The 26,371-nt window shown below is 65.0% G+C and carries 21 protein-coding genes; 16 read left to right on the top strand and 5 right to left on the bottom strand.

The window, feature by feature from the left end:
• Positions 1-35: 35 nt before the first annotated feature.
• The 3 genes from ACP7EY_RS08135 to ACP7EY_RS08125 are packed head-to-tail and all read right to left on the bottom strand — an operon-like array spanning position 36 to position 6,615.
• Positions 36-527, bottom strand: coding sequence for a hypothetical protein (locus tag ACP7EY_RS08135; RefSeq protein ID WP_426192264.1), 492 nt, complete (start codon positions 525-527; stop codon positions 36-38).
• Positions 524-4,654: a DEAD/DEAH box helicase gene (locus ACP7EY_RS08130; RefSeq protein WP_426192262.1), complete on the bottom strand. Its 4,131-nt coding sequence runs from the start codon at positions 4,652-4,654 to the stop codon at positions 524-526. Before ACP7EY_RS08130 ends, ACP7EY_RS08135 begins: the two co-directional genes overlap by 4 nt.
• A complete protein-coding gene (locus tag ACP7EY_RS08125; RefSeq protein ID WP_426192259.1) occupies positions 4,651-6,615 on the bottom strand; it encodes a prolyl oligopeptidase family serine peptidase in 1,965 nt (654 codons plus the stop codon). Before ACP7EY_RS08125 ends, ACP7EY_RS08130 begins: the two co-directional genes overlap by 4 nt.
• A gap of 140 nt (positions 6,616-6,755) precedes the next feature.
• Here ACP7EY_RS08125 and hemE point away from each other — a divergent pair, with 140 nt between their 5' ends.
• From hemE to ACP7EY_RS08110, 3 genes are all read left to right on the top strand, one after another.
• Positions 6,756-7,841, top strand: coding sequence for a uroporphyrinogen decarboxylase (gene hemE, locus ACP7EY_RS08120; RefSeq protein ID WP_426192257.1), 1,086 nt, complete (start codon positions 6,756-6,758; stop codon positions 7,839-7,841).
• Between the two features lie 568 nt (positions 7,842-8,409).
• Positions 8,410-10,437: a primosomal protein N' gene (locus ACP7EY_RS08115; RefSeq protein WP_426192255.1), complete on the top strand. Its 2,028-nt coding sequence runs from the start codon at positions 8,410-8,412 to the stop codon at positions 10,435-10,437.
• A gap of 58 nt (positions 10,438-10,495) precedes the next feature.
• On the top strand, positions 10,496-11,938 hold the full coding sequence (locus ACP7EY_RS08110) for a dihydrolipoyl dehydrogenase (protein WP_426192253.1): 1,443 nt from the start codon (positions 10,496-10,498) through the stop codon (positions 11,936-11,938).
• 21 nt (positions 11,939-11,959) lie between these two features.
• Here ACP7EY_RS08110 and ACP7EY_RS08105 read toward each other — a convergent pair whose 3' ends face one another.
• Positions 11,960-12,445, bottom strand: coding sequence for an SRPBCC family protein (locus tag ACP7EY_RS08105; RefSeq protein ID WP_426192251.1), 486 nt, complete (start codon positions 12,443-12,445; stop codon positions 11,960-11,962).
• A 145-nt stretch (positions 12,446-12,590) separates the two neighbouring features.
• Here ACP7EY_RS08105 and ACP7EY_RS08100 point away from each other — a divergent pair, with 145 nt between their 5' ends.
• The gene (locus tag ACP7EY_RS08100; protein ID WP_426192249.1) at positions 12,591-14,663 is read left to right on the top strand and encodes a UvrD-helicase domain-containing protein; all 2,073 of its coding nucleotides are present in this window, start codon (positions 12,591-12,593) and stop codon (positions 14,661-14,663) included.
• A gap of 30 nt (positions 14,664-14,693) precedes the next feature.
• On the opposite strand, the gene ACP7EY_RS08095 is transcribed toward ACP7EY_RS08100, so the two are convergent.
• Entirely contained in the window at positions 14,694-14,966 is a 273-nt protein-coding gene (locus ACP7EY_RS08095; protein ID WP_426192247.1) for a hypothetical protein, read from the bottom strand.
• A gap of 117 nt (positions 14,967-15,083) precedes the next feature.
• Here ACP7EY_RS08095 and ACP7EY_RS08090 point away from each other — a divergent pair, with 117 nt between their 5' ends.
• The 12 genes from ACP7EY_RS08090 (at position 15,084) to ACP7EY_RS08035 (ending at position 25,970) form a co-directional block, all read left to right on the top strand.
• On the top strand, positions 15,084-15,290 hold the full coding sequence (locus ACP7EY_RS08090; RefSeq protein WP_426192245.1) for a SlyX family protein: 207 nt from the start codon (positions 15,084-15,086) through the stop codon (positions 15,288-15,290).
• 119 nt (positions 15,291-15,409) lie between these two features.
• Positions 15,410-16,087, top strand: a complete 678-nt coding sequence (locus ACP7EY_RS08085; RefSeq protein ID WP_426192243.1) for a hypothetical protein — start codon at positions 15,410-15,412, stop codon at positions 16,085-16,087.
• 140 nt (positions 16,088-16,227) lie between these two features.
• Positions 16,228-16,779, top strand: a complete 552-nt coding sequence (locus ACP7EY_RS08080; RefSeq protein ID WP_426192241.1) for a DUF7010 family protein — start codon at positions 16,228-16,230, stop codon at positions 16,777-16,779.
• A gap of 78 nt (positions 16,780-16,857) precedes the next feature.
• Positions 16,858-17,394, top strand: coding sequence for a GNAT family N-acetyltransferase (locus tag ACP7EY_RS08075; protein ID WP_426192239.1), 537 nt, complete (start codon positions 16,858-16,860; stop codon positions 17,392-17,394).
• A 150-nt stretch (positions 17,395-17,544) separates the two neighbouring features.
• Positions 17,545-17,988 carry a DUF4279 domain-containing protein gene (locus ACP7EY_RS08070; RefSeq protein ID WP_426192237.1) on the top strand — a complete coding sequence of 148 codons (444 nt, stop codon included), beginning with the start codon at positions 17,545-17,547 and terminating at the stop codon, positions 17,986-17,988.
• 48 nt (positions 17,989-18,036) lie between these two features.
• Positions 18,037-18,612: a TMEM175 family protein gene (locus ACP7EY_RS08065; protein ID WP_426192235.1), complete on the top strand. Its 576-nt coding sequence runs from the start codon at positions 18,037-18,039 to the stop codon at positions 18,610-18,612.
• Between the two features lie 86 nt (positions 18,613-18,698).
• Positions 18,699-20,831 carry a M3 family metallopeptidase gene (locus ACP7EY_RS08060; RefSeq protein ID WP_426192233.1) on the top strand — a complete coding sequence of 711 codons (2,133 nt, stop codon included), beginning with the start codon at positions 18,699-18,701 and terminating at the stop codon, positions 20,829-20,831.
• Positions 20,832-20,916: 85 nt separating this feature from the next.
• The gene (locus ACP7EY_RS08055; protein WP_426192231.1) at positions 20,917-21,129 is read left to right on the top strand and encodes a VF530 family DNA-binding protein; all 213 of its coding nucleotides are present in this window, start codon (positions 20,917-20,919) and stop codon (positions 21,127-21,129) included.
• 20 nt (positions 21,130-21,149) lie between these two features.
• Positions 21,150-21,449, top strand: a complete 300-nt coding sequence (locus ACP7EY_RS08050; RefSeq protein ID WP_426192229.1) for a DUF4404 family protein — start codon at positions 21,150-21,152, stop codon at positions 21,447-21,449.
• A gap of 187 nt (positions 21,450-21,636) precedes the next feature.
• Positions 21,637-23,847 (top strand): YgiQ family radical SAM protein, encoded by a 2,211-nt coding sequence (locus ACP7EY_RS08045; RefSeq protein WP_426192227.1) that lies wholly within the window; start codon positions 21,637-21,639, stop codon positions 23,845-23,847.
• Between the two features lie 248 nt (positions 23,848-24,095).
• The gene (locus ACP7EY_RS08040; protein ID WP_426192225.1) at positions 24,096-25,262 is read left to right on the top strand and encodes a diguanylate cyclase; all 1,167 of its coding nucleotides are present in this window, start codon (positions 24,096-24,098) and stop codon (positions 25,260-25,262) included.
• Positions 25,263-25,391: 129 nt separating this feature from the next.
• On the top strand, positions 25,392-25,970 hold the full coding sequence (locus tag ACP7EY_RS08035; protein WP_426192223.1) for a PEP-CTERM sorting domain-containing protein: 579 nt from the start codon (positions 25,392-25,394) through the stop codon (positions 25,968-25,970).
• Positions 25,971-26,371 lie beyond the last annotated feature (401 nt).

Genomic DNA, 26,371 nt, shown 5'->3' with positions numbered 1-26,371 from the left:
CGCGACGCGGTAACATTTCGATGCAGCTTGCGCAGCTATCCTTGCCAGGTTTCACCGTGCGCCTGCAGCCATTGCTGGTGGCGGGCGTTGAGCGATGCCACCGCCTGTTTGCCACCGGCGATATGGGTCAGCAGGATCGCGTTCACGCGCGTGTGGCGGTGGCTCACCCGCAGCGTCCACGAGCGCGTCATCCAGCTCCACAGGCCGCCGTCATAGGCCGCTTCGTCCATGTCGCGCCACTTCAGGCCCGTCACGCGGCGCCGCCAGGGCAGCACGCCGGCGACCACCCAGACCCCGACGGCGTCGTAATACAGCACCACGCTGCGGGTGCTGGCCAGGCGCGCGGCCACCAGCACGGCCGACAGCGCCAGCACCGTGCCGGCGACCAGATCGCCCCAGCGAAAGGCGAACGGCAAGACGACGAAAAACAGCAGCGCCGCCAGCACCGCGGTGGCGCCGTACGCCAGCGAGGACTTGACGCCGACGACGGTAACGGCGGCGTGATCGCTGTCATCGTGGTCGCTCACTTGGCCAGGCCCTCCTCGAGCATGCGCAGCATGTCGGTGGGCGACATGCGGGCGGCCAGGTCGGCCCCTTCGAGCAGGCTGTCGGCCAGGTCGCGCTTGTGCTTGTGCAGGTCGACGATGCCTTCTTCGATCGTGTGGCGCGCCACCAGCCGGTAGATCGTCACGGGCCGCAACTGCCCCATGCGGTGGGCGCGGTCCGAGGCCTGGTCTTCGACCGCCGGGTTCCACCACGGGTCCATGTGGATGACGTAATCGGCCGCCGTCAGGTTGATGCCGACGCCGCCCGCTTTCAGGCTGATGAGGAACAGGTCGCCGATGCCGGCCTGGAAGGCGTCGACCCGCTTCTTGCGCTCGGCCATCGGGGTGGCGCCGTCGAGGTACTGGTAGGCGATGCCGCGCGCGTCGAGGTGGCGGCGGATCAGGCTCAGGTGGTCGACGAACTGGCTGAACACCAGCACCTTGTGGCGGTTTTCCAGCAGGTCGTCGACCAGCCGGGCGAACACGCCCAGCTTCGAGCTTTCCAGCTGCAGTTCCGGCGCCACCAGGTTCGGGTTGCAGCAGGCGCGCCGCAGCTTCATCATCTCGGCCAGGATCTCGATCGACTTCTGGTGTTGCGGCTGCTCGAGCGCGGCCAGCCTGGCCAGCGCGTCGCGCCGCAGCGATTCGTACAGCGCCGTTTCCGGCGCCGTCAGATCGACCGGCAGCACGATCTCCGTGCGCGGCGGCAGTTCGGTGAGCACCTGCGCCTTCGTGCGGCGCAAGATAAACGGTTGAATCAGGCGTCGCAGGCGCGTGCGGGCGCCCTGTTCGGCGCGCTTGTCCTGGGCTTTTTCGATGGGACCCGCAAAGCGCAGGTTGAACTGCTCGGCGCTGCCCAGCAAGCCGGGATTGATGAAGCGGAACAGGTTCCACAATTCGCCCAGGTGGTTCTCCAGCGGCGTGCCGGTGGCCACCATCTTGAAGTCGGCCTGCAGCGCCATCACCGCCTGCGAGCGCTTGGTGGCGTTGTTCTTGATCGCCTGCGCTTCGTCGAGCACCACCGTGTGCCAGCGCACCTGGGCGAACTGCGCCGCCGCCAGTTGCAGCAGGCCGTAGCTGACGACGACGAGGTCGAACGGCGCCACGCCGTCGAGCAGCGCGGCGCGGTCGCCCGCGCCGAACAGTTTGATGCGCAGGGTGGGCGCGAATTTTTCCGCCTCGGCCATCCAGTTCATGCACACGGAAGTGGGCGCCACCACCAGCGCTGGCCCGCCGGGCGCGCGCTGCAGCAGCAGCGCCAGCGCCTGCACGGTCTTACCGAGTCCCATGTCATCGGCCAGGCAGGCGCCCACGCCCCAGTGGGCCAGCCGCGCCAGCCACTGGTAGCCGTCGAGCTGGTAGTCGCGCAACTCGGCCTGCAAGGTCGACGGCAGCGCCGGCGTGAACACGGTCGTCGCCGCCAGCCGCTTCAGGTGCTCCTTCCACATTTTATCGGCCTTGACGCCGCCCGCATCGTGCGCCAGTTCTTCCAGCGCGAAGCTGGCCAGCGGGTGCACCCGCACGCCATCGGCCGTGAGCTCGCCGTACGCGGCCAGTTCCATCAGGCGCCGGTGCAGCTCCGTCGACAGCGCCACGAACTGGTTGTCGCCCAGTTCGACAAAGCGCCCGTGGCTGCTGCGCAGCATGTCGAGCAGGGCGCGCAGGTCGACAATGCGGTCCTCGTCGATCTGCACGTCGCCGTTGGCGGCGAACCAGTCGGTGTCGCGCTTGATCGACAGGCGCATCGACTTCGATTCGACTTTCTTGCTCACCTTGAACGACTCGCCCTCGGGCCACGCCACCAGCACCTTGGCGGGGTCGACTTCCTGCAGCTCGGCCAGCAGTTCGAGGCACGGCACCGGTTGGCCCAGCAGCCATTCGCCATGCTCGTCTTCGGCGTACTCGAGGCTGTGGCAGGCGCCGATCAGCTGGCGCTCGGCCTCCCGTTCGGCGTTCAGGTCGCGCCGCGCTTCCACCCGCGCGCCGTTCAGTTCCGCGATCACGCTTTCGGCGCCGCTGCCGGGTGGGTAATAGGCGCCGGCGCCCGGCAGCGGGCGCACCAGCAGTTGCATCCGCAAACCCTGCTGGTAGGGCAGCAGGTGCACGTGCAGGCGGGGATCGGCCGCCACCTGGTCGATGTCGCCGTCGCTGCCGCCGATGTCGGACTGCACCGTGACGATCGATGAAATGGCGCTGATCGCCTTGAGCACCTGTTTTTCGGCGGCCAGCGGCACCACCAGGCCGGTGCCGATGATGGCGCCGACACGCCGGTGTTCGGCGTTCAGGCGCACCACGCGCAGGCGGCTCGAAGTTTCGCGGCTGATGCAGACATCGTCCGCGCCCACGGTGGACGGGCGCATGGTAATGGTCACCTGGCCGGCGCTGGCCTTGACCAGCAGCTCCGGCTCGCCCGGCAGCAGCTCCACGCGCGAGCCCGGCGCGTCGATCCAGAACAGCAGCGGGTGGCCGATCAGGGCCGCCACCGCCTTGTCGGTGTCGAGTTCATAGCGCGAGCCGCTCTGGCTGTAATACTTGAACGCTTCGATGGTGGCGACCACGGCCAGGTCCTGGCTGGTCAGGAAATCGATCTGCCCGGCGTCGTCGGCCAGGCGCTTGAGGGACATCGCGCGGCCACGGCTCCAGCCGCCCTGGGCGTCGCGCTTCTGCTCGCGCGGCTCGATGCTGTTGATGCCCCAGTCGGGGGCGTAGCCGATCAGCCACACCAGGCGCGATTCGCGCACCGTCTCGACGTTGACGGCCGGCTGCAGGTTGATCAGCGCATTGAGCTGGCGCTGCCAGGCTTCCTCGCGTTCGAACCAGATCGTCATGTCGGCGTAGCGCTGGCGCTGGCGCAGGGCGATCGCCTGCTGCTCGTGGCCCAGCGCGCCCAGTTGCCCCAGCACGGCGCCCAATTGGGCCGCGATCAGGTCGAAGCCGGCGCCGGACGCGTCCTCGCAGGCCTGCTCGAGCAGCGCCTTGCGGCCGGCCAGGGCGCTGCTGCCCAGCCACCAGTGCAGCAGGGCGCGAAACAGCACCGGCTGCATCTGCGTCTCCCACGCGCGCGTGGGCAGCACCTCCGGGTCGACCGTGCCGGCGCGGATCTGGCGCAGCATGCTCAGTTGCTGGTAGACGGCGGTGTCGGCGCTGTGCGCGCCCTTGGTGGCGATCTCCAGGTAGGTCTCGGCCTGCTTGAGGTGGCGCGGCTCGCCGCTCTTGAGCAATCCCAGCACATACAGGTGGCCGGCGAAGCCGCTGAAAATCGCCTTGCGCTTGCCCGTCTCGCGGCGGCGCAATTTGAGGCCCTCGTCGAAGCGCGCCAGCGCCAGCGCGTCGTCGCCGCGCAGCAGGGCGATGGCGCCGTCGAACATGTGGCCGTACGAGGCATCGAGTTCGGCCAGCAGGGCGCCGGCGTCGTCGAGGCGCCCGCACAGGATCAGGTGGGCCGTCAAGGCCACCCGCAGCGGCATGCGTGCGCCGGGCCGCGCCGCCAGCGCCTCGGCATAGGCGCCGATGGCACGGGCGCCGGCGGGCGCGTGCTGGCAATGGTTCAGCAGCACGGCGACGACGTCGTCGCGCACCGCGGGGTGGATCCGGTCGACCAGTTCTGCCTCGAAGGGGCTGCCGGCGATGTCGATCAGCGGGTGCGAATAGCCCGCCTCATGGCAGGCCAGGCAGGCGTCGAGCAGGGGCGTGACAACGCTGGCGTCGTCGCCCAGCAGCAGCGCCATGCGCAGCATCGCCACCCCCTGGCGGTAACTGCGCAGCACCACATTGCCCTCCCAGTTCACGCGCAGTGGCATGATTTTCTGGTACGAATGGCGCAGCGGCTCGACCATGCCGGCGTCGAGCGCGACGCGCAGGGCCGGCCACACTGCCGGCGCGCTCAGGCTAAAACCGCGGCCCGTCACTTCGGTGGCAAGCGTCATGGCCTTGAGCAGGGCCAGGTCGCTCTCAAGCGTGGTGGCGGGGATGACGACGCCGATTTCGGCCAGGTGCAAGGTGATGCGGCTCTTGCCCATCGGTTCGCCCGCCAGCGCCAGCAGGGCGGCGATCAGCTTCTGGGTGTCCGAGAAGGCGGCGAACTGCTGCTGCACACTGCTGGCCGTCATGCGGTCGGTGGCAGATTGTCGATGTGCACCGGCGCCAGCTTCTCGGCCGGGGTCACGCCAAACATGCGCAGGTAAAAATACAGCTCCGCTTCGAGCGTGCGGACGATGCTGTCGAGTTTTCTGAAGCCGTGCCCCTCGCCTTCGAGCGTCATGTAGGCCACCGGCACGCCGGCGCGGCGCAGCGCCTCGACCATCACTTCCGACTGGGGCGGCGGCACCACCTTGTCGTCGAGGCCCTGGAAGAAGATCATGGGGCTACGCAGCTTGTCGGCATGGTGGATGGGCGAGCGTTGGCGGTACAACGCCTGCGCCTGCGGCTGCGGCGCGATCAGGTAATCGGTGTAGTGCGATTCGAACTTGTGCGAGTCGGCGTCGAGGCCGGCCAGGTCGGACACCCCGTAATAGCTGGCGCCGGCCTTGAATACATCGTGAAAGGCCAGCGCGCACAGCACCGTCAGGCCGCCGGCGCTGCCGCCGCGGATGACCAGGCGGGCGCTGTCGACGACGCCGCGCGTGGCCAGGTAACGGGCGCCGGCGACGCAGTCGTCGACATCGACGACGCCCCACTGGCCCTTGAGGGCGTCGCGGTAGGCGCGGCCGAAGCCGGTGCTGCCGCCGTAATTGACGTCGAGGACGGCGAAGCCGCGGCTGGTCCAGTACTGGGTCGCCAGTTTCAGGGTATTGGTGGCCATGCTGGTGGGGCCGCCGTGGCCGATCACCATCAACGGCGGCAGGCTGCCGGCCGGCGCCTGGTAGCGGGCGTTTTGCGGCGGATAATAAAAGGCGTGGGCGGTGCGACCGTTGGCGCTGGGGTAAGCGATGCGCTCGGGGACCGACAGGTCGGCGCTGTCGATCGCCGCGGGCAGGGCGGCGATCGAGCGGGCCAGCACGGTCAGTGCGCCGGTCGCCAGGTCGATGCGCGCCAGTTCGGTGGCAATCGTGGGCGCGCCACCGAGCAGCACGAGGACGTCGCCGGCCACGCGCAGTTCGCGCATCTCCTGGTAGGGGGTGGCGATGGGCGTGAGGCTGCCGTCGACGCCGGACAGGCGCGCCAGGTGGCTCACGCCCTCTTCGATATACGTGCAGACGATGTCATGCTCGCTGCGAAAGCCGTACATGGCATTGCCGAAGGTCCAGTGGGGACTGCCGAATTCGGCCGCGCGGGGACACAGGGCGGTCGCTTCGCCATCGCCTTCGGCAGCGCAGCGGTACAGGTTCCACCAGCCGCTGCGGTCCGACACAAAGTGCAGCACGCCGCCGGGCGACCATTCCGGCTGGCAGATCGCCTCGTCGGCGCCGCCCGCCACCCGGCGCGCGTTGTGCAGGCCGTCGGCGTCCACCTCGGCGAGCCACAGCTCGGTGCCCTGCCACGGCATGCGCGGGTGCATCCAGCTCAGCCACGCGAGCTTGCTGCCATCGGGCGAGAGCCGTGGCGCCGCATAAAAATCGCTGCCGGCCACCAGCGTGGTCTGGCTGCCATCGAGGCCGATGGCGACGATACAGTTGTACGGATAGCCCGTGCTGGCGTGGTCTTCGCAGACGGCGATCAGGCGCGCGCGGGCACGGTCGGCCACCAGGTCGGCGTAGCGCCGGCTGCCGGCCTCGCTCAGCGGAACTGCCGCCTGGCCGTCGCGCAGCATATACAGGCGGTTGTCGGCAAAATGGGAAAAATAGACGGTGCCGGCGTCGACCAGCAAGGCGCCGCCGCCGTATTCATGGACGCGGGTGCGCACATTGAACGGCGCCGCGCCGGCCGGGGTCAGCTCGGTGACGTCGGCGCCGCGCTGGCGCAGCAGGGTGTTGCGACCGCCTTCGCTGGCGCGGCCGGCCAGCCAGTACACATCGGCGCCGTCGATGGCCGTTTGCGACAGCGGGGCCGCGCCGGCGGCGACGATGGCGGCGCTGATGGGGGACGGCCAGGCGCCGGCGGGGGCATCGTGCTTGAGGGGCGAAATGGTCATGGTGGCGGCGCGCGGGAAAACGGCGAGTATGCCACGTTTGACGGCGTCCTCGCCAGCGCCGCACGGGTGCGCACGCTTCGGCGGGCGGCGCCGCGAGGATGCGATAATAGCGCCTTTCGCCCAGCCGCCCGCCGCCCGCCATGACCCAATTTGCCCCGCTCCAGAACGACACCTTCCTGCGCGCGCTGCTGCGCCAGCCGACCGACTACACGCCGGTGTGGCTGATGCGCCAGGCGGGCCGCTACCTGCCCGAATACCGTGCCACGCGCGCGCGCGCCGGCTCCTTCCTGGGCCTGGCGAAAAACCCCGACTACGCCACCGAAGTGACGCTGCAGCCGATCGACCGCTACCCGCTGGACGCGTCGATCCTGTTCTCCGACATCCTCACCGTGCCCGACGCGATGGGTCTGGGCCTGTATTTTGCCGATGGCGAAGGCCCCAAGTTCGAGCGTCCCCTGCGCACCGAGGACGACGTGCTCAAACTGCGCGCGCCCGACATGGACTCGCTCGACTACGTCTTCAAGGCCGTCACCCAGATCCGCCACGCGCTGGGCGGCCGGGTGCCGCTGATCGGCTTTTCCGGCAGCCCGTGGACGCTGGCGTGTTACATGGTCGAAGGCAGCGGCTCGAAAGAGTGGCACACCATCAAGAAAATGGCGTACAGCCGGCCCGACCTGATGCACCACATCCTGTCGATCAACGCCAGCGCCGTGGCGCAGTACCTGAACGCGCAGATCGACGCGGGCGCCCAGGCCGTGATGATCTTCGACTCGTGGGGCGGGGCACTGGCCGACGGCGCCTACCAGGCCTTTTCGCTCGATTACATGCGCCAGGTGATTGGCCAGCTCAAGCGCGACAAGGACGGCGTGCGCATTCCCGCCGTGGTGTTTACCAAGGGTGGCGGCCTGTGGCTCGACCAGATCGCCGATATCGGCGCAGATGCGGTAGGGCTGGACTGGACCGTCAACCTGGGCCAGGCGCGCGCGCTGGTGGGCCACAAGGTGGCCTTGCAGGGCAACCTCGACCCCGCCATCCTGTTCGCGTCGCCTGAACAGATCCGCGCCGAGGTCGAGCGCTCGCTCACCTCGTACGGCACGCCCGCGGCCGGCGACGGCCATGTATTTAACCTGGGCCACGGCATTTCCCAGTTCACGCCCACCGAGTCGGTCAGCGCCATGGTCGAGGCGGTGCACCGCTTCAGCCGGGCCCAGCGCGGCGCCGTTTAAGCGGCGTGGGCAGGTCGGACAATCACACTTATTCACAAATTGTCCGACTAGCAGTTTTTCCGCATGTGGATAGATCGAAAAATTTCAGAGCTTTATAAGTACTTGATTTTAAACGTCTTATAAAAATTTGCTGTCGAGAACGTTGATCGCTCGACAGTCCGCTCTCATAGGGAAAACGGGGTTTTGCCGGCATTGTCCACAAAGTTATCCACAGGCGATGTGGATAATTGGCGAAAGTCCTTGGTTTACTGGGACTTAGCGCAGATGCTCAGGTAATACATTAACTTCGTGCTGCGCCGCATGATATTGAGAGTGTGTGAAATCGCGGGCGGGCGCCCCGTACCGCCGAGTTATGCACAAACCGGCACCTGCGCGCCGCTGAACGTCTTCGCTGGGGGCGTTTTTCCAAGTCCTTGATTTTATTGATGAAATTTAATTTGACTTTTGGTTGCCGGTGGTCCGTCTTGATTAACAACAAACTTTCCCGCAGCACCATAACGGCCTTGTCCACAAAGTTGTCCACACCCGGGCCCGGTGCTGGCGACGGCGCACGGGCGGCGCAGCGGCCATGCTGAACGACGCCTGCATCCTCACCGTCGCCCTCGACACGCCGCTCACCAGCTGTTTCGACTACCGCTGGCCGTGCGCGCGGGGCGCCGAGCCGCAGGCGGGCCAGCTGGTGCTGGTGAGCTTCGGCCGCCGCGAGGTGGTCGGCCTGATCGTCGGCGTCGGCCACCACACCGAGGTGCCCGCGGAAAAACTCAAGGATGCGCTGGCGGTGCGCGCGCAATTGGCGCCCCTGTCGCCGGCCTGGCTGGCGCTGGCCGCCTTCGCCGCCGATTACTACCAGCGCCCGCTGGGCGAGGTGGCCTTGCCGGGCCTGCCGAAAAACCTGCGCCTGTCGACCACGGTGGCGCTCGACCGCGCCATCAAGAAGCTGGCCAGGAACATCGACGTGGCCGACACGACGCCGTTTGCGGCGCCGCCCCTCAATCCGCAGCAGCAGGCGGCGGCCGACGCCATCGGCGGCGCGCTGGGTTTTACCCCGCTGCTGCTGTACGGCGTGACGGGCAGCGGCAAGACCGAGGTGTACCTGCAGGCCTGCGCCCAAGTGCTCGCGCGCGAGCCCGATGCGCAAATTTTGATCCTGGTCCCGGAAATCAACCTGACCCCCCAGCTCGAAGGCAATATCCGCGCGCGCTTTCCCGGCCTGCTGCTGGCGACCCTGCACAGCAGCCTGGCCGAGGGCGAGCGCATGCTGCACTGGCTGGCGGCGCACGAGGGCCGCGCGCGCATCATCCTGGGCACCCGGCTGGCGATCCTGGCGTCGCTGCCGCGCCTGCGCCTGATCGTCATCGACGAAGAGCACGACCCCTCCTACAAGCAGCAGGAAGGCTTGCGCTACTCGGCGCGCGACCTGGCCGTGTGGCGGGCGCGCCAGCTGGCCATTCCCATCGTGCTGGGCTCGGCCACGCCTTCGCTCGAGAGCTGGCATCACGCCGGCTCGGGCCGTTACCGCAAGCTCGAACTGCGCGAACGGGCCGTGCGCGACGCCGTGCTGCCGCGCGTAAAAGTGCTCGACATGGAGCGCGACAAGCCGAAAGACGGCCTCACCTCGCACCTGGTGGCGGCCCTGCGCCAGCGCCTCGAGCGGGGCGAACAATCGCTGCTGTTCCTGAACCGGCGCGGCTATTCTCCCGTGATCAGCTGCGAAGCCTGCGGCTGGATCAGCGAATGCACGCGCTGCACGTCCTTCATGGTGCTGCACAAGCCCGAACACCGGCTGCGCTGTCACCACTGCAGCCTGGAGTTGCGCATTCCCCGCCACTGCCCCACCTGCGGCAACGTCGACATCGCCCCGCTGGGGCGCGGCACCCAGCGCGTGGAAGAGGGGCTGCAGCAGCTGTTCCCGCAGGCGCGCATCCTGCGCATCGACGCCGACTCGACGCGCAAGAAGGGCAGCGCGCAGGAAGCATTCGACAGCGTCCACCGGGGCGACGTCGATATCCTGATCGGCACCCAGATGGTGGCGAAGGGGCATGACTTCAAAAAGCTCACGCTGGTGGGCATCCTCAATCCCGATACCGCGCTGTTCTCGCAGGACTACCGGGCCAGCGAGCGCCTGTTCGCCCAGCTCATGCAGGTGGCCGGGCGCGCCGGCCGCGCCGCGCGCCAGGAAGGCGGCAGCCCCAGCGAAGTGCTGATCCAGACCCGCTACGCCAGCCATCCCCTGTATGCGGCCGTGGTCGGCCACGACTACGACCGCTTCGCCGACAGCCTGCTCGCCGAGCGCCGCCAGGCCGCGCTGCCGCCGTATATGTACCAGGCGCTGTTGCGCGCCGAGGCGCCCGAGCTGGCCACCGCCATCGATTTCCTGCAGCAGGCGCGCGATTGCCTGCTCGACCCGGCCATCACCATCAACGACCCGATCCCGATGACGATGACGCGCGTGCACAACGTCGACCGCGCCCAGCTGCTGATCGAATCGCCCTCGCGGCCCGCCCTGCAGGGCTTCCTCAAGCAGTGGCTGGCCCTGCTGCGCGAGATGAAGAGCCGCGTGAAGTGGTCGCTGGAAGTCGATCCGCTCGATATCTGATCGCGTTGACGGGCACGCGCTAGAATGGCGCACCACCGCCTTCATTCCAGGAACGACCATGCGTACTCTCGACGTCGATGTCGCCATTCTCGGCACCGGCACCGCCGGCCTGTCGGCCTACCGCGCCGCCGTGGCGCAGGGCAAGCGCGCCCTGCTGATCGAACGGGGACACTACGGCACCACCTGCGCGCGGGTCGGCTGCATGCCCAGCAAGCTGCTCATCGCCGCAGCCGAAGCGGCCCACATGCTCGAACGCGCAGCGGCCTTCGGCGTGCACGCGGGCGACAAGCGCATCGACGGCAAGGCCGTGATGGCGCGCGTGCAGGCCGAGCGCGACCGCTTCGTCGGCTTCGTCATCGACAGCGTCGACGCCATCGCCGACAGCGACAAGCTGCAAGGCCACGCCCGCTTTACCGGTCCGCGCACGCTGCAGGTGGACGATCACACGCTCGTCAACGCCAGCCGCTTCGTCATCGCCACCGGTTCGACGCCCACCCGGCTGCCCGTGCTCGAGGCGGGCGGCGGCGCCATCATCAGCAGCGACGACATTTTTGAATTGCCCGACCTGCCTGCATCGATGGCGGTGATCGGCACCGGCGTGATCGGCCTCGAGCTGGGCCAGGCGATGGCGCGGCTGGGCGTGCGCGTGAGCTTTTTCGCGCGCGGCGGCAGCATCGCCCAGATCAGCGATCCCCAGGTGCTGCACAATGCCACCCGCGTGTTCGGCGCTCAGCTCGACATCCGTTTTCAGCAGCGCATCGTCAAGGTCGAGCCGGCCGCGGGCGGCGGGGTGGTGCTGCACACCGAGGACGCCAGCGGCGCCGCGCACGCCGACCAGTTCGAGATCGTGCTGGCGGCCGCGGGGCGCACGCCCAACGTGGGCGACATCGGCATCGAACACACGGGCCTGGACCTCGACCGGAACGGCATCCCCCTGTTCGACCGCTGCACCATGCAGTGCGGTGGCAGCCACATTTTTATCGCCGGCGACGCCGACGACGAGCGCCCCCTGCTGGCCGAGGCGGCCGACCAGGGCCGCATCGCCGGCGACAACGCGGGCCGCTTTCCCGACGTGCGCCCGGGCCTGCGCCGCACGGCGCTGGCGGTGGCCTTCACGGAGCCGCAGATCGCCACCGTGGGCGAGAGCTACCGCGCCCTGTGCGCGGCCGGCAAGCCGAAGTTCGCGCTGGGCATGGTGTCGTTCGAGAACCAGGGGCGCAGCCGCGTCATGCTGCAAAACCACGGCCTGCTGCGCGTCTACGGCGAATACGGCACCGGGCGTTTTTTAGGTGCCGAAATGGTGGGCCCCCGCGCCGAGCACATCGGCCACCTGCTGGCCTGGGCCTGCCAGGCGCGCATGACGGTCGAGCAGATGCTCGAGATGCCCTTCTATCACCCGGTGGTGGAGGAGGGGCTGCGCACGGCGCTGCGCCACCTGCACGAGGAACTGGTCAGGGATGCGTCCGATATCGCCGTGGCGGGTGACGCCCCCGGCGTCTGAGCCTGCCGCGGGGCGGCGCGCTCAGTTCAGGTAGCTGGCGTCGAGCCGTCCCGCCGCCGCCAGTTCGCGCACGATGCGGATGGCGTCGATGTCGGCTTCCTGGTACGCCGATTTCTTGAACTCGTCGTACATGGCGTTGGCCTGGTCGGTGGCGGCGTCATGGCCGTCGTCGTACTTGAAGCGCACGAACAGCACGGCGTCACCGGGCGCTTCGATCGTCACGCGCAGGCTCGAGGCGCTGATGTCGCCCTGCGCGTGCACTTCGTAGCGCACCTCGTCGAGGGGCGTCAAGAACACCCGGTCCTCGATCTGCAACTGGCCGAAGCGGCGCAGGCGCGTAAAACCGTCCGCATCGCGCGCGCTGATGGCGCACTCGTCCAGGTGCGGCACGAACAGCTTGGGCGACTCGGCGTGCAGCACCAGGCCGCGCCACAGCTGCTCGCGGGTGAGGCTATCGATCAGGGGGTTGAGCGGGTCGTTAATTTCAATCAGGTGTTCAAATTTCATGGGTAGCCTCTGCTGCGCCTTTTGCGCCAAGGGCAAATGGTAGCGCAAGTGGGGCGCCGTTGTCGTCCCCTGCGCCGCCCGTCGCCCGGTGCACCGCCGGGCTGGCTGTACAATGATTGGCTGATCTCCTGCAAAGTGCCCCCCGATGTCCTCCGCCCCCAAGTTCGGCCTGAACGCTCCCCAGAGCGAAGCCGTGATCTATCTCGACGGCCCCTGCCTGGTGCTGGCCGGCGCCGGCTCGGGCAAGACGCGCGTGATCACGCAAAAGATCGCCCACCTGATCGAGGACCGCGGCTACGACCCGCGCACCATCGCCGCCCTGACGTTTACCAACAAGGCGGCGCTGGAGATGCAGGAGCGGATCGCCAAGCTGCTCAAGCAGCCGCGCCAGGCCAAGCAGTTGACGGTGTCGACGTTTCACTCGCTGGGCGTGAAAATCCTGCGCCAGGAGGCGGCCGGGGTGGGCCTGAAGGACCGCTTCTCCATCATGGACAGCGACGACTGCTACGGCCTGGTGCAGGATCTGGCCATCACCACCGACAAGCAGCTGATCCGGCGCATCCAGAACACCATCTCGCTGTGGAAAAACGGCCTGATCGATCCGGAAGACGCCATCCGCGATGCGCAGGACGAGGACGAGGCGCAGGCGGCGCGGGTGTTTCGCAGCTATGTCGCCACCCTGTCGGCCTACCAGGCGGTCGATTTCGACGACCTGATCCGCCTGCCCGTCGAACTGTTCCGTAATAACGATCCGATCCGCGACAAATGGCAGCGCCGCCTGCGCTACCTGCTGATGGACGAATACCAGGACACCAATACCTGCCAGTACGAACTGGTCAAGCTGCTCGTCACGGGCATCAATAAAAAGCCCATGTTCACCGCCGTCGGCGACGACGACCAGGCCATTTATGCCTGGCGCGGGGCCTCGGTGGAAAACCTGAAAACGCTGAGCGTCGATTTCCCCGATCTGAAAGTGATCAAGCTCGAGCAAAATTACCGCTCGACGACGCGGATCCTGCAGGCGGCCAATGCGGTGATCTCGAATAACCCGAAGATCTTTGAAAAATCGCTGTGGTCCGAGCACGGCCTGGGCGAGCCGATCCGCGTGCTGGGCATGCAGAACGACGACCAGGAAGCCGAGCAGATCGCCATCATGATTTCGGCCGACCGGTTTCAGCGCAAGAACAAGTGGTCCGATTACGCCATTTTGTACCGTGGTAACCACCAGGCGCGCGTGATCGAGCAGTCGCTGCGCAAGGAGCGCATTCCGTACACGATTTCGGGCGGCCAGAGTTTTTTCGACAAGGCCGAAATCAAGGACATCATCAGTTATTTGCGCCTGGTCGCCAACGAGAACGACGATCCGGCCTTCATTCGCGCCGTCACCACCCCCAAGCGGGGCGTGGGCATGGCGACGCTGGAGGTGCTGGGGGCGTTTTCCAAGCAGTGGAACTGTTCGCTGTTCGAGGCGGCCTTAAAAGGCGGCATCGAGGCGAAACTGGCCGACCGCCAGCTGCTGCCGCTGCGCCAGTTCTGCAATTTCATCAACAACCTGGAGTCGCGCGCGAGCCGCCCGGGGCCGTCCGGCAGCGGCGAAAATGCCGCGGCCGTGCTCGACGACATGATGAAGGAAATCAGCTACGAGTCCTATCTCTACGATATGTTCGACGACCGCGCGGCCCAGAGCAAGTGGCAGAACGTGCTCGAATTTACCAACTGGCTCAAGGAACGCGGTTGCGGCGGCAAGGACAAGTCGGGAGAAGAAAAAAACCTGCTGGAACTGACCCAGATGGTGGCCCTGATGACGATGTTGGAAGGCAAGGACGAAGAGCCGGACGCCGTGCGCATGTCGACCTTGCACGCCTCGAAGGGACTCGAGTTTCCCCACGTATTCCTGGTCGGCGTCGAAGAGGGCATCTTGCCGCACAAGGGCGACCCCGACGCCTCCGTCGAGACCATCGGCGCGCGCGTGCAGGAAGAGCGCCGCCTGATGTACGTGGGCATCACGCGGGCGCAGCGCACCTTGCACATTACCTGGTGCAAGCAGCGAAAGCGGGCCGGCGAGCAGGTGCACTGCGACGTGTCGCGCTTCATCAAGGAAATGGCGCTCGACGTGGGCGACGCCGCGCCCATGGAAACGGAAATTATTTCGCCGAAGGACAGGCTGGCCAGCCTGAAGGCCTTGCTGGCAACGCCGCGGCCGCTGCCGCCCCAGTAAGCCAATTATGCGCGAACGCGCATAATTGAATCACATTGACACGCGAATGCCGTGCGCATCATGGCGCCCGCGCCGCAATTCGGGCTGATGGAGCACGCGCGCCACCACCCGGTGGTTGATCGCATTGCTGTGCATGTATTCGATGGCGGCCTGGGTGCCCAGCATCGCTTGCAGGATGATCCCGACCTCGACTTTTTGCGCCGTTAAATGATCGGGCCGCCCAGCCGGCGTCGGCGGGGCAGGCGCGGGCCGTCCCTGTGGATCCGGCGGCGTGGCGTCGGAAGAAGGCAAAATAGTTTCCATGCGTATATTTTGCAATGGAAACATTAACCAGTCCGTGCGCTAGCGCGCATAAGACGTGTCGATCTGCCAATTCGGCGCCATCGCGCATAATGACGGTTTTTTCAGGGGGAGCAGTACATGAGTGAGCAAGAGCGCTTTGTCGCCATCGAAATCAAGCTGGCGCACCAGGAAGACCTGGTCGACTCGCTCAACGACGTGGTCTACCAGCAAACCCGCCGCATCGACCAGCTCGAAGCGATGGTCAATGCCCTGGCCGAGCACATCCGCAATGCCTCGCACACCACCCCGGGCGCTGGCCCGCACGAGGTGCCGCCACATTATTGAGAGAAAGAGCGCGCTGCCTTTTCCCGGGTAGAAATGTTCCGGGCCTCGCCAATCTGCGCTACACTCAATTAACTAAAAACCAATTTTTATTGACCATGCAAACACTGCCTGTCGCAAGCATGTTCGGCCTTGTCGCTGCCCTTTCGCTTGCCGGATATGCCAGCGCGCAAGAGGCCAAGTCGGGGCCGGCGGCGGGTGAGTTTTCAGTGAAGTCGATCGACGAACAGCATCTGCCAGCGTCGATCAGGCAGTCCTTGCTGGAACAGGTGCGCCTGATGAGGGAGCACAAGGTGATTCCCGTGCGCGACGACCAGATACCGGACTTCGCCGCATTGGCAGCCCAATACCGTGCACGCGCGCCAGATTTTGCGCAATTGCTGGCGAATGGCGGGCTGAACATGGCGCCCGCCAATGTCGACGCGACCTCGCTGCGGGGACTGTCCCCGGTGGGGGCGGCGCCCTGCGGCACCTATGTCGGCCGTGGCTGGACGGGACTGGAGCGGATGTTCGCGCACCCGACGCTGGGCTATGTGGTGCTGGAAGAAATGGATCTGACGAAATCTGGCGGCGGCGTCATTTCTACCAAAGAAATGATCAACGCGGACGTCAATGGGGCGCCGGCCGTGCTCGTCAGCAAGCAGGGCAGTGGCACGCGGGCCGTCAGCACGGTGGCGTGGTTCGCCCATGGCATCAGTTACACACTGCGTGCCCCCCGTGTCGATGACACAGGGCGCGAAGCGCTGTTAAGTATTGCCAGGGGCTTGGCAAGGCAAGGGCCGGCGCGCGATCGTGAATGATGGAGAATTGATGCGCGCCCTGGCCGGGCCGGGCGCGCTGACACTGTCCAGGCATAATTTTTTTCAAGGCATGGGCGAACACGGGCGTCCTGCCCGTCCCACACTTCACCAGCGGGCATCTTCCACGCAGAAAGCGCACGATGAAACTAGCTATATCCGAAGAGCAGCAACGCGAGATGCGCCATGCGCACTACGACGGCGCGCCGGGCGTGTTGGTATCGGCCCTGGTGTGGATGGCCGCCGCGCTGGTGTGCCACCGGCTGGGCCTGAAGCCGGCGGTAGGGACGCTGCTCATTGGCGGCGCCCTCATTTATCCCGCGAGCGCCCTGTTGACGAAGGCGCTGGGACGCCCCGCCAGGACGGGCAAGGACAACGCCCTGAACCAGCTCGGCGCGGCCTCGACCATCTGGCTGATCCTGTGCTGCGCCATGGCGTATGGGCTGTACCTGTCGAGCCCTGGCGTATTTTTCCCCGCGATGATGGCCGTCATCGGCAGCCGCTACCTGGTCTTCGCAAGCATGTATGGCAGCCCGGTGTACTGGCTGATGGGGGCAAGCCTGATCGTCGCCGGCATCGGCGCCGGCTTCGCCGCCCTCGCACCCGCCATTGCCGCCGGCGTCGGTGCATTGCTGGAGCTGGTATTTGCGGTTTTTATGTTATCGCGGGCATGGCGGCCAGTGGTACGACAATGAGCTCCGGCGTGGCGATCCGACCAGAGGGGGGCGCACACTGACGACACGTCCTCAACCACCAGAACTTCACCAATCTCAATGTTGCTTCCAAACCTGATTCAGACAGACCGGCTCACTTTACGTGCGCCCTGTGATGCCGATGCCAGCCACCTCTTTGACGCTTACACGCAAGACCCGGAGGTCGCGCGATACATGGTGTGGCGCCCCCATCAGTCGATTGGTGAAACCGAAGCGTTCATTGCGTATTGCAAGCAGCAATGGGACAGCGGGCAGCGGCGGCCTTATATCCTCACGCGGCGCGACGATGATGCTGTCCCGATCGGTATGCTGGAAGCGCGCCTCCTCGCAGGCACGATCGACATCGGGTATGTGCTGCAGCGCGCATCTTGGGGGACGGGCCTGATGACGGAGGCACTGGTCGCCTTTGCCGACGTGGCGTTGGCGCTGCCCGCGTGCTTTCGCGTGCAGGCGACGTGCGACACGGAAAATCACGCATCTGCGCGGGTGTTGGAAAAATCCGGTTTCGCCAGAGAAGGCCGGCTCGAACGGCACATGGTACTGCCCAACCTTGCTGCCACGCCGCGCGCCTCCTTGATGTATGCGCGTTGTAAATAGGGCAAAATCTACCGGCATCTTTTTTGAATTATCTGGCGCAATACGCTCATCGGCGATTGCGGGAAATCGTTCGCTGAGAATTTGCCTCGGGTTGATCGCCTTCACGGTGCGGAATCTTTGATTTTTACTTAAAATTCGACAGGAAGAGCGATGGCGCAAATACATCATTCGGCAGCATGCCTGCGTCTTTTCGGCGAGGATCTGGACCCGGAAGAAGTAAGCCGAATCCTGCGATGTGCTCCGACAGTGGCAGAGAGAACGGGTGAGGTGATTCCTTACCAGTCCGGGCGTGAGCGCGTCGTAAAGTGCGGCAATTGGCGATTGATCGCCGAGCAAACAGCGCCAGAGGATGTCAATGGACAGCTTCGTTGGCTGTTATCGCAAGTTGAATCTGACCTCGCCGTCTGGAAGTCACTCGTGCATCAATTTGAAGTCGATGTTTATTGCGGTCTGTTCATGCAAGGCTTGAACGATGGCCTGTCCTTGGCGCCGGATGTCATGGCGCTGTTGGCGGAGCGGGGAATTGAACTTGGCCTCGATATATACAGCGCCAACGTCGAGGACGATGCGACGCCTGCACCGGCTAATCTCTGACAATCGATTGTAGTGACAAGCAATCCCCAAAGAACATGGAGCACAGAGATGGGCAAAGGCAGGCTTGAGGCATTCAGCGACGGCGTCATCGCCATCATCATCACCATCATGGTCCTCGAACTGAAGGTCCCGCACGGCGCCGCGTTCAATGACCTGCTGCCGCTGCTGCCCGTCCTCGGCAGCTACGTCCTCAGCTTTATTTACGTGGGGATTTATTGGAACAACCACCACCACATGCTGCACATCGTGCAACAAATCAGCGGCGGCGCCTTGTGGGCGAACCTGCACCTGCTGTTCTGGCTGTCCCTGATTCCCTTCGTCACCGCCTGGATGGGCGAAAACCATTTTCAGGCGGCGCCCGTGGCCGCGTATGGCGTCATCTTGCTGATGTGCGCAGTGGCCTACTCCATCCTGGCGCGCGTGCTCACCCGCCATCACCCGGAAAACCGCGCGCTGGCCGAGGCCATCGGCATCGACCGCAAGGGCTGGCTATCGATCGGCTTCTATATTGCCGGCATCGCCCTGTCGACGCCCTGGCCGCTGGCCGGCTTTGCCATGTATGTGATCGTGGCGCTGATCTGGCTGGCGCCCGATCGCCGCATCGAACGGCGCATCGTCCAATAGCGGGAATGGACGGGCGCTGCTATGATCGACGGCTCAATCGTTGCTGCTGACCTGGCGGCAACGTTCCTCCGCCTGTGAAAGATGCCATGAACCGTCCCCACCTGCTGATCGTCGCTGCCGCAAGTCTTGCCATGTCCCACGTCGCCGTGTCCGCCCCCGTCGCGGCACCCCTGCCGGCGTCGAATCCCTTCGCCAAGGTCAGCACCTTGCCGTTCCAGTACCCCGCCTTCGACAAGATCCGTGACGCCGACTTTGCGCCCGCTTTCGAGGCCGGCATGCGCGAGCAGTTGCGCGAGATCGACGGCATCGCCAGGCAGCGCAAGGCAGCCACCTTCGACAACACCGTCGTGGCCATGGAGCGCTCGGGGCAGTTGCTGGCACGCGTGTCGGCCGTCTTCTCGAATTTGCAGGGGGCCAATACCAACGACCAGCTCGACGCCATCGACACGGCCATGTCGCCCAAGCTGGCCGCGCACAATGACGCCATCTATTTGAACCCCGCCCTGTATGCGCGCATCAAAGCGCTGTACGACAAGCGCGCCAGCCTGGGCCTGGACGCCGAATCGCTGTACCTGCTCGAGCGCTACAACAAGGACTTCGAGCGCGCCGGCGCCAGGCTGTCGACGGCCGACAAGGACACCCTGAAAGCCTTGAATGGCGAAATCGCGGCCCTGCAGTCGGCATTCACCCAGAACGTCATGAAAGAGCAGAACGCCTCGGCACTGGTGGTCGACAGCCGCGCCGAACTGGCCGGCATGAGCGAAGCGGCCATCGACGCCGCCGCCGCCGAAGGCAAAAAGCGCGGTCTCGACGGCAAATTCGTCGTCGCTGTCGGCAACACCACGGGCCAGGCCCCGCTGGCCGAACTGAGCAACCGCGCCGTGCGTGAACGCCTGATGGCGCTGTCGCTGGCGCGCGGCAGCCGCGGCGGCGAGTTCGACAACCGCAACAATGTGCTGCGCCTGGCCAAGCTGCGCGCCGACAAGGCCGTGCTGCTGGGCTATCCGAACTTCGCCGCCTACTCGCTCGACGACCAGACCGCCAAGACCACCGCCGCCGTCAACGGCCTGCTGGCCGAACTGGGCAAGCCGGCCGTCGCCAATGCGCGCAAGGAAGCGGCCGATATCCAGAAAATCATCGACGCCGGCAAGGGCGGCTTCCAGGTGGGCGCCGCCGATTGGGACCTGTACGCCAGCCAGGTACGCGCGGCCCAGTTCAATTTCGACGAGAGCCAGCTCAAGCCGTATTTCGAGCTGAACAATGTGCTCACCAATGGCGTGTTTTTTGCCGCCACCAAGCTCTACGGCATCACCTTCAAGGAGCGCAAGGATCTGCCCGTGTACAACCCGGACGTGCGCGTGTTCGATGTCTACGACGCCAACGGCAAGCCGCTGGCCATCTTCCTGGCCGATATGTACGCCCGCAGCAATAAACGGGGCGGCGCCTGGATGAACGAATACGTTTCGCAATCGGGCTTGCTGGGCACCCGGTCGGTCGTCGCCAACCACCTCAATATTCCCAAGCCACCCGCCGGCGAGCCGACCCTGCTGACCTACGATGAGGTCAAGACGGCCTTCCACGAATTCGGTCACGCCCTGCACGGCATGTTCTCGAACGTCAAGTACCCCCGTTTTTCCGGCACCAGCGTGCCGCGCGACTTCGTCGAATTTCCGTCGCAGGTCAACGAAATGTGGGCGGTCTGGCCCGAGGTGCTGGGCAATTACGCCAAGCACTACAAGACCGGCGCGCCGATTCCCAAGGCCTTGTTGGACAAGGTCATCGCTGCCAAGAAATTTAATCAGGGCTTCGTGACCATGGAATACATCGCGGCATCGCTGATCGACCAGCGCTGGCACCAGCTCAGTCCGGCGCAAATCCCCACCGACGTGCTCGCGTTCGAGTCGGCCGCGCTGAAAGAGGCGGGGCTCGATTTCGCCCCCGTGCCGCCCCGTTATCGCAGCACCTATTTCTCGCACGTGTTTTCGAACGGCTACTCGGCCGGCTACTACGGCTACCTGTGGGCCGAAAAACTCGATGCCGACACCGTCGAATGGTTCAAGGAAAACGGCGGCTTGCAGCGCAAGAATGGCGACACCTTCCGCAAGATGCTGCTCTCGCGGGGCGGCACCATGGATGCGATGCAAATGTTCCACGGTTTCCGCGGCCGCGATGCCACCATCGCGCCGCTGCTGGAACGGCGTGGCCTGACGGCGCAGTAAGCATCAGCACGGGCGCGCCGCACGTGTCGCGTGGCGCGCCCAAAGCGGTATATACTTTTTATGAACACACCCGAGGACCCGCCCCATGAGCACCCAGGATTTACACGGCATCACCCTGGAGGCGATCCTGCTGCGCCTGGTCGAGCATTACGGCTGGGAGCAACTGGGCCAGCGCATCGACATCAACTGTTTTATCAGTGAGCCCAGCGTGAAATCGAGCCTGAAGTTTTTGCGCAAGACGCCGTGGGCACGCACCAAGGTCGAAGAGTTGTATCTCGACACCCGATTCACCGACTAAACACCGCAAGCGAGACCATCATGTCGAACGACCACGCAGCCCAGCTGCAACAACGCCTGCAAACCCTGCACAACGATATCGCCAGCACGGGCGAAGTCGATCCCGAACTGAAAGACTTGTTGCACCGCCTCGACGGCGACATCAAGACCCTGCTCGAGCGCCGCCTGGCCGCCGGGACCGTCGACCAGACCCCGGAAAGCAGCACCTACGGCCTGGCCGAGCGCAGCCAGGAATTGTCGGCCAAGTTCGCCGTCAAGCACCCGCACCTGGAGCCGGCCCTGCGCGAACTGGGCAATATGCTTTCGAGCATGGGCATTTGATGGCGGCAGTAGCACAAGTTATTGAAATGTAAGCGGTTTTTCAGCCACGCCGGCCCGCCTTGTCGGGCCCGTCGGCGGCTGTGCGGCGCATTTTCCGGTACAATGCTGCCCAATGAGCTCCCCAATCAATCTGTTTGCGACCGTCCCCAAGCGGTCTAGCCGCGCTGCTGTTGCGCCTTTCCTGCCAATGTCGCGTGCCGAAATGGACGCGCTGGGCTGGGGTGCGTGCGACGTCATCCTCGTCACCGGCGACGCCTATATCGACCACCCCAGCTTCGGCATGGCGCTGGTCGGCCGCCTGCTGGAGGCGCAGGGTTTTCGCGTCGGCATCATCAGCCAGCCGGACTGGCACTCGGCCGAGGCCTTCCGCATCCTGGGCAAGCCGACCCTGTATTTCGGCGTCACCGCCGGCAATATGGATTCGATGGTCAACCGCTACACGGCCGACCGCAAGATCCGCTCGGACGACGCCTACACCGCCAACGGCGAGCCGAATAAACGGCCCGACCGCACCGTCACCGTGTACGCCCAGCGCGCCCGCGAAGCGTTTCCGGACGTGCCCGTCATCATCGGCTCGATCGAAGCGTCGCTGCGCCGCATCGCCCACTACGATTACTGGTCCGACAAGGTGCGCCGTTCCGTGCTGCCCGATTCGAAGGCCGATCTGCTGTTGTTTGGCAATGCCGAGCGCGCCCTGGTTGACCTGACCCACCGCCTGGCGGCGGGCGAAGCGATCCGCGACATCAAGGATTTGCGCGGCACCGCCTTCATGGTGCCGTCCGGCTGGTTGCCGGCCGAGGACTGGTCGGTGGCCAATTCCAGCCGCGTTGACGTGCCCGGCAAGGTCGATGTGCACCCGAACCCGTACGCCATGGCCCAGGAAGACAAGACCGCCTGCGCCACCGACAACAACGCCGTCGCGCCCGACGTCATCAAGCCGATCCGCATCATGAGCCGCGAAGAGCGGCTGGCGCTGGCCAAGGAGCAGCACGATAAAACCGTGGTGCGCCTGCCCGCCTACGATGTCGTCAAGGACGATCCCGTCATGTACGCCCACGCCTCGCGCGTGTTCCACCTCGAATCGAACCCGGGCAATGCCCGCGCCATGGTGCAGGCGCACGGCGAGCGCGATGTCTGGCTCAATCCGCCGCCTTTGCCGCTGGCGATGGACGAGATGGATGGCGTCTACGACATGAATTACGCGCGCGCCCCGCACCCCAGCTATGGCAAGGCAAAGATCCCCGCCTGGGACATGATCCGCTTTTCCGTGAACATCATGCGCGGCTGCTTCGGCGGTTGTACCTTCTGTTCGATTACCGAGCACGAAGGGCGCATCATCCAGAGCCGCAGCGAGCCGTCGATCCTGCGCGAAATCGAACACATCCGCGATAAAACCAAGGGTTTCACGGGCACCATTTCCGACCTGGGCGGCCCCACCGCGAATATGTACCGGCTGGCCTGCAAGGAAAAGTCCATCGAGGAATCGTGCCGCCGCCTGTCCTGCGTGTTCCCGACCATTTGCGTCAACCTGGGCACCGACCACAGCAAGCTGATCTCCCTGTACCGCAAGGCGCGCGCCATTCCCGGCATCAAGAAGGTATTGATCAGCTCGGGGCTGCGCTATGACCTGGCCGTGCGCTCGCCCGAATATGTCAAGGAACTGGTGACCCACCACGTGGGCGGCCTGCTGAAAATCGCGCCCGAGCACACGGAAGAGGGCACCCTGTCGAAAATGATGAAGCCGGGCATCGGCGCCTACGACGAGTTCAAGGCCATGTTCGACAAGTTCTCGCTGGAAGCGGGCAAGAAGCAGTACCTGATCCCGTATTTCATTGCTGCCCATCCCGGCACCACGGACGAGGACATGCTGAACCTCGCCCTGTGGCTCAAGAAGAACAATTTCAAGCTCGACCAGGTGCAGACCTTCATGCCCACGCCGATGGCGATGGCCACGACGATGTACCACTCGCGCAGAAATCCCCTCAAAAAGGTCACGGCCGACTCGGAAGTGGTGGAAACGGCGCGCAGCGGCAAGGTGCGGCGCGCCCACAAAGCCTTCCTGCGCTACCAGGACCCGGCCAACTGGCCGATCCTGCGCGAAACCCTGGTCACCATGGGCCGTGGCGACTTGATCGGCAACAGCGACCGCCACCTGGTGCCAAGCTGGCAAGCTTCGGAAGACGGCGGCCTGGCCGCCGGCGAACGCAAGCGCCAGACTTCCGGCGCCGGCACCCTCGACAAGTTCGCCGCCGCACCGAAGCGCGCCAGCGCGCGGGCGATCGCGCCCACGCCGTTCATTGCGCCCGAGTCCAAGGTGCGCCCGTCCATCCTGTCGACCATCAAATCGAGGCCGAAGCCAGCCAGTGTCGCCGCCAAGCCGCGGGCAGGGCGCAAATAAGCGTTGACCATCAGTGTTGATCACGTTGTAAAAGCAGGTTCGCTGAACCTGCTTTTTTTTCGTCCGGGCGTCATGCACGCGCCTGATTGTTTTTACGACAGGCTAGCTATTTTAGGCTATTATAGTTCCTCAGGGCAATGTTTGTGATTGTTTTGGTATGGGCGTCCAGGTGGCCGCCAGCGCCTCCCTGACACGCCGCCGGCGCCACCCAAGGGGCAGGGCGCCGGCAGCATTGCCGAGGAAAATCCGTGATCGATATTCGTACTTTCATGCTGGTGCTTGGTATCGGCAACATTGGCTTCGCGCTATTGATGGCCGGCTATGCCCGCGGTGCCGCCTCGCATCCGGCCATGCGCATCTGGGCGGGCGCGCGGCTGGTGCAGGGCGCTGCGCACCTGGTGGGATGGCTGCAGCCGGAGCTGGCGTGGTCGGCCCTGGTGGCGACGGGCAATGCCTTGTTGATGATCGGCACGGCGCTCGAGCTGGCGGCGTATTGCGTGTTTCTCGCTCTGCCGCGCTGGGCCGTGGCGCTGCTGCCATTCACGGCGCTGGCCTTGCTGGCGCTGTACGGCGCCCAGGCGCTGCGGCTCGATGCCGTGCAAGGGATGGTGCTGATGTCGATGGCGCTGGGACTGTTCAGTCTGGCGATGGCGTGGCTGCTGCTGCGCCCGGGCGCGCACGGCTCTGTATTGCAGCGCCTGATCGGGGTCAACAACCTGGTGTTTGCCGTGGCGATGGCGGTGCGCGCCTGGCATGGCCTGGGCCACACGCACGCCTCGCTGTTGTCGGCCGCGGGCGCCCACCACGCCACCTTCATCGCCGGCTACATCTTGATGATCGTCAACGGCTTCGGCTTTCTATTGCTGTGCAAGGAGAAAGATGACGCCCGCATGGTGCAACTGGCCACCATCGACAGCCTCACGGGCCTGATCAACCGGCATGCCTTTTTTGACCGCACCGACAGCGCCCGCATGCTGGCACGGCGCCAGTGCAGCCCGATTGCCTTGATGATGATCGATATCGATCATTTTAAAAGGATCAACGATTGTTTTGGCCATGCCACGGGGGATGAGGCGCTGGTGCTGTTCGCTGCGACGGCCGGGACGGCGTTGCGCGACCACGACATCATGGGACGGCTGGGCGGCGAGGAATTTGCCCTGGTGCTGCCGGCGACCGACCTGGAGGGCGCGATCCTGGCGGCGGAACGCTTGCGGATGACGGTGGCGGCGGCGCCCTTGCCCACCAGTGCGGGCGCGTACGCGATGACCATCAGCGTGGGCGTGGTGGTGATTGATGCGCATGAACATATCAATGCGGCGCTGGCACGGGCCGATCATGCCTTGTATGCCGCCAAGACGGGCGGGCGGAATCGGGTCAGTGTGGGGGTGGGGCAATTGAAGGTGGTATGTGGCTGAGTATTTGTCGGGATACTTTACAGTCAGTATCGATGTTGGTCAGGGTTATTGTTAAGTTATTGAATGAAATGAATATTTATTATTGGCATGTAAATTGCTTCTACGAATGTATCGTCTTAGGAGCAATTCATGAACCTGTTTAAAGTTTCCATGCTGGCCGCGGTGTTGGCAGTGTCAGCCGCCTTGTCAGGCACCGCCAGCGCCAATGTCATTGGCGTTAAAACCATCATCATCAAACAAAATGCAGCGGCATATTCCCAGCCCTACCTGCAAGTGGCTGAAGTGATTGCGGTACAGGCGGGGACCGGTTTGGATGTGGCGCTGGCCAGCCTGGGCGCGACCGCCGTGGGTTCGTCGAATCACCCCAACAGTTCGGCCGCGTCGGCCATCGATGGCAGCATTTCGGGCGTGTTTCCAAATATTTTTCACTCGGCTGGCGGGGTGAACGACATGTTGACGATTACTTTTGCGTCGTCGTTCGATCTGAGTGGCCTCACCATCTTCGGGCGCTCCGACTGCTGCAGCGGCCGCGATATTTATGATGTGCGGTTCTACGATGCGACGGGCGGCTTGCTGTTCACGCAACTCGGTGCCAGCGCCAACAATAGCGCGCACGCGGTCGCGGTGAATGTGCCGGAGCCGGGCTCGCTGGCCTTGTTGGCGGGGGGCTTGCTGGTGCTGGCGGGGATGGGGCGCAGGAGGGGGTGAGGTTTAGGGGTGCGTTTTAAGCACTTTTCAAGCGTTGATTGGTCCGTGCCGGAAGGTTGGATTGGCAAAAAAGAAAAAGCCCCGAACGGGGCTGTTTCTTTTTTGAGCTGCTGGCGCAGCGGACGGGACTCGCCTACATGCTGTAGGCTGCCGATTCGCTTGTAAGCGAATCGCTTCGAGTCCCAAGCCGGACTTCCCGCAGGGGAAGTCCTCTGACCACGATAATCTTCCGCACAAAGAAAAAGCCCCGACAAGCGGGGCTTTTTCTTTGATGCTGGCGGAGCGGACGGGACTCGCCTACATGCTGTAGGCTGCCGATTCGCTTGTAAGCGAATCGCTTCGAGTCCCAAGCCGGACTTCCCGCAGGGGAAGTCCTCTGACCACGATAATCTTCCGCACAA

The sequence above is a fragment of the Massilia sp. DWR3-1-1 genome (assembly GCF_049898325.1).
Lineage (GTDB): Bacteria > Pseudomonadota > Gammaproteobacteria > Burkholderiales > Burkholderiaceae_D > JAFCUW01.
The sequence above is the reverse complement of the archived record's forward strand: the minus strand, read 5'-3'. Positions and strand labels throughout refer to the sequence as shown.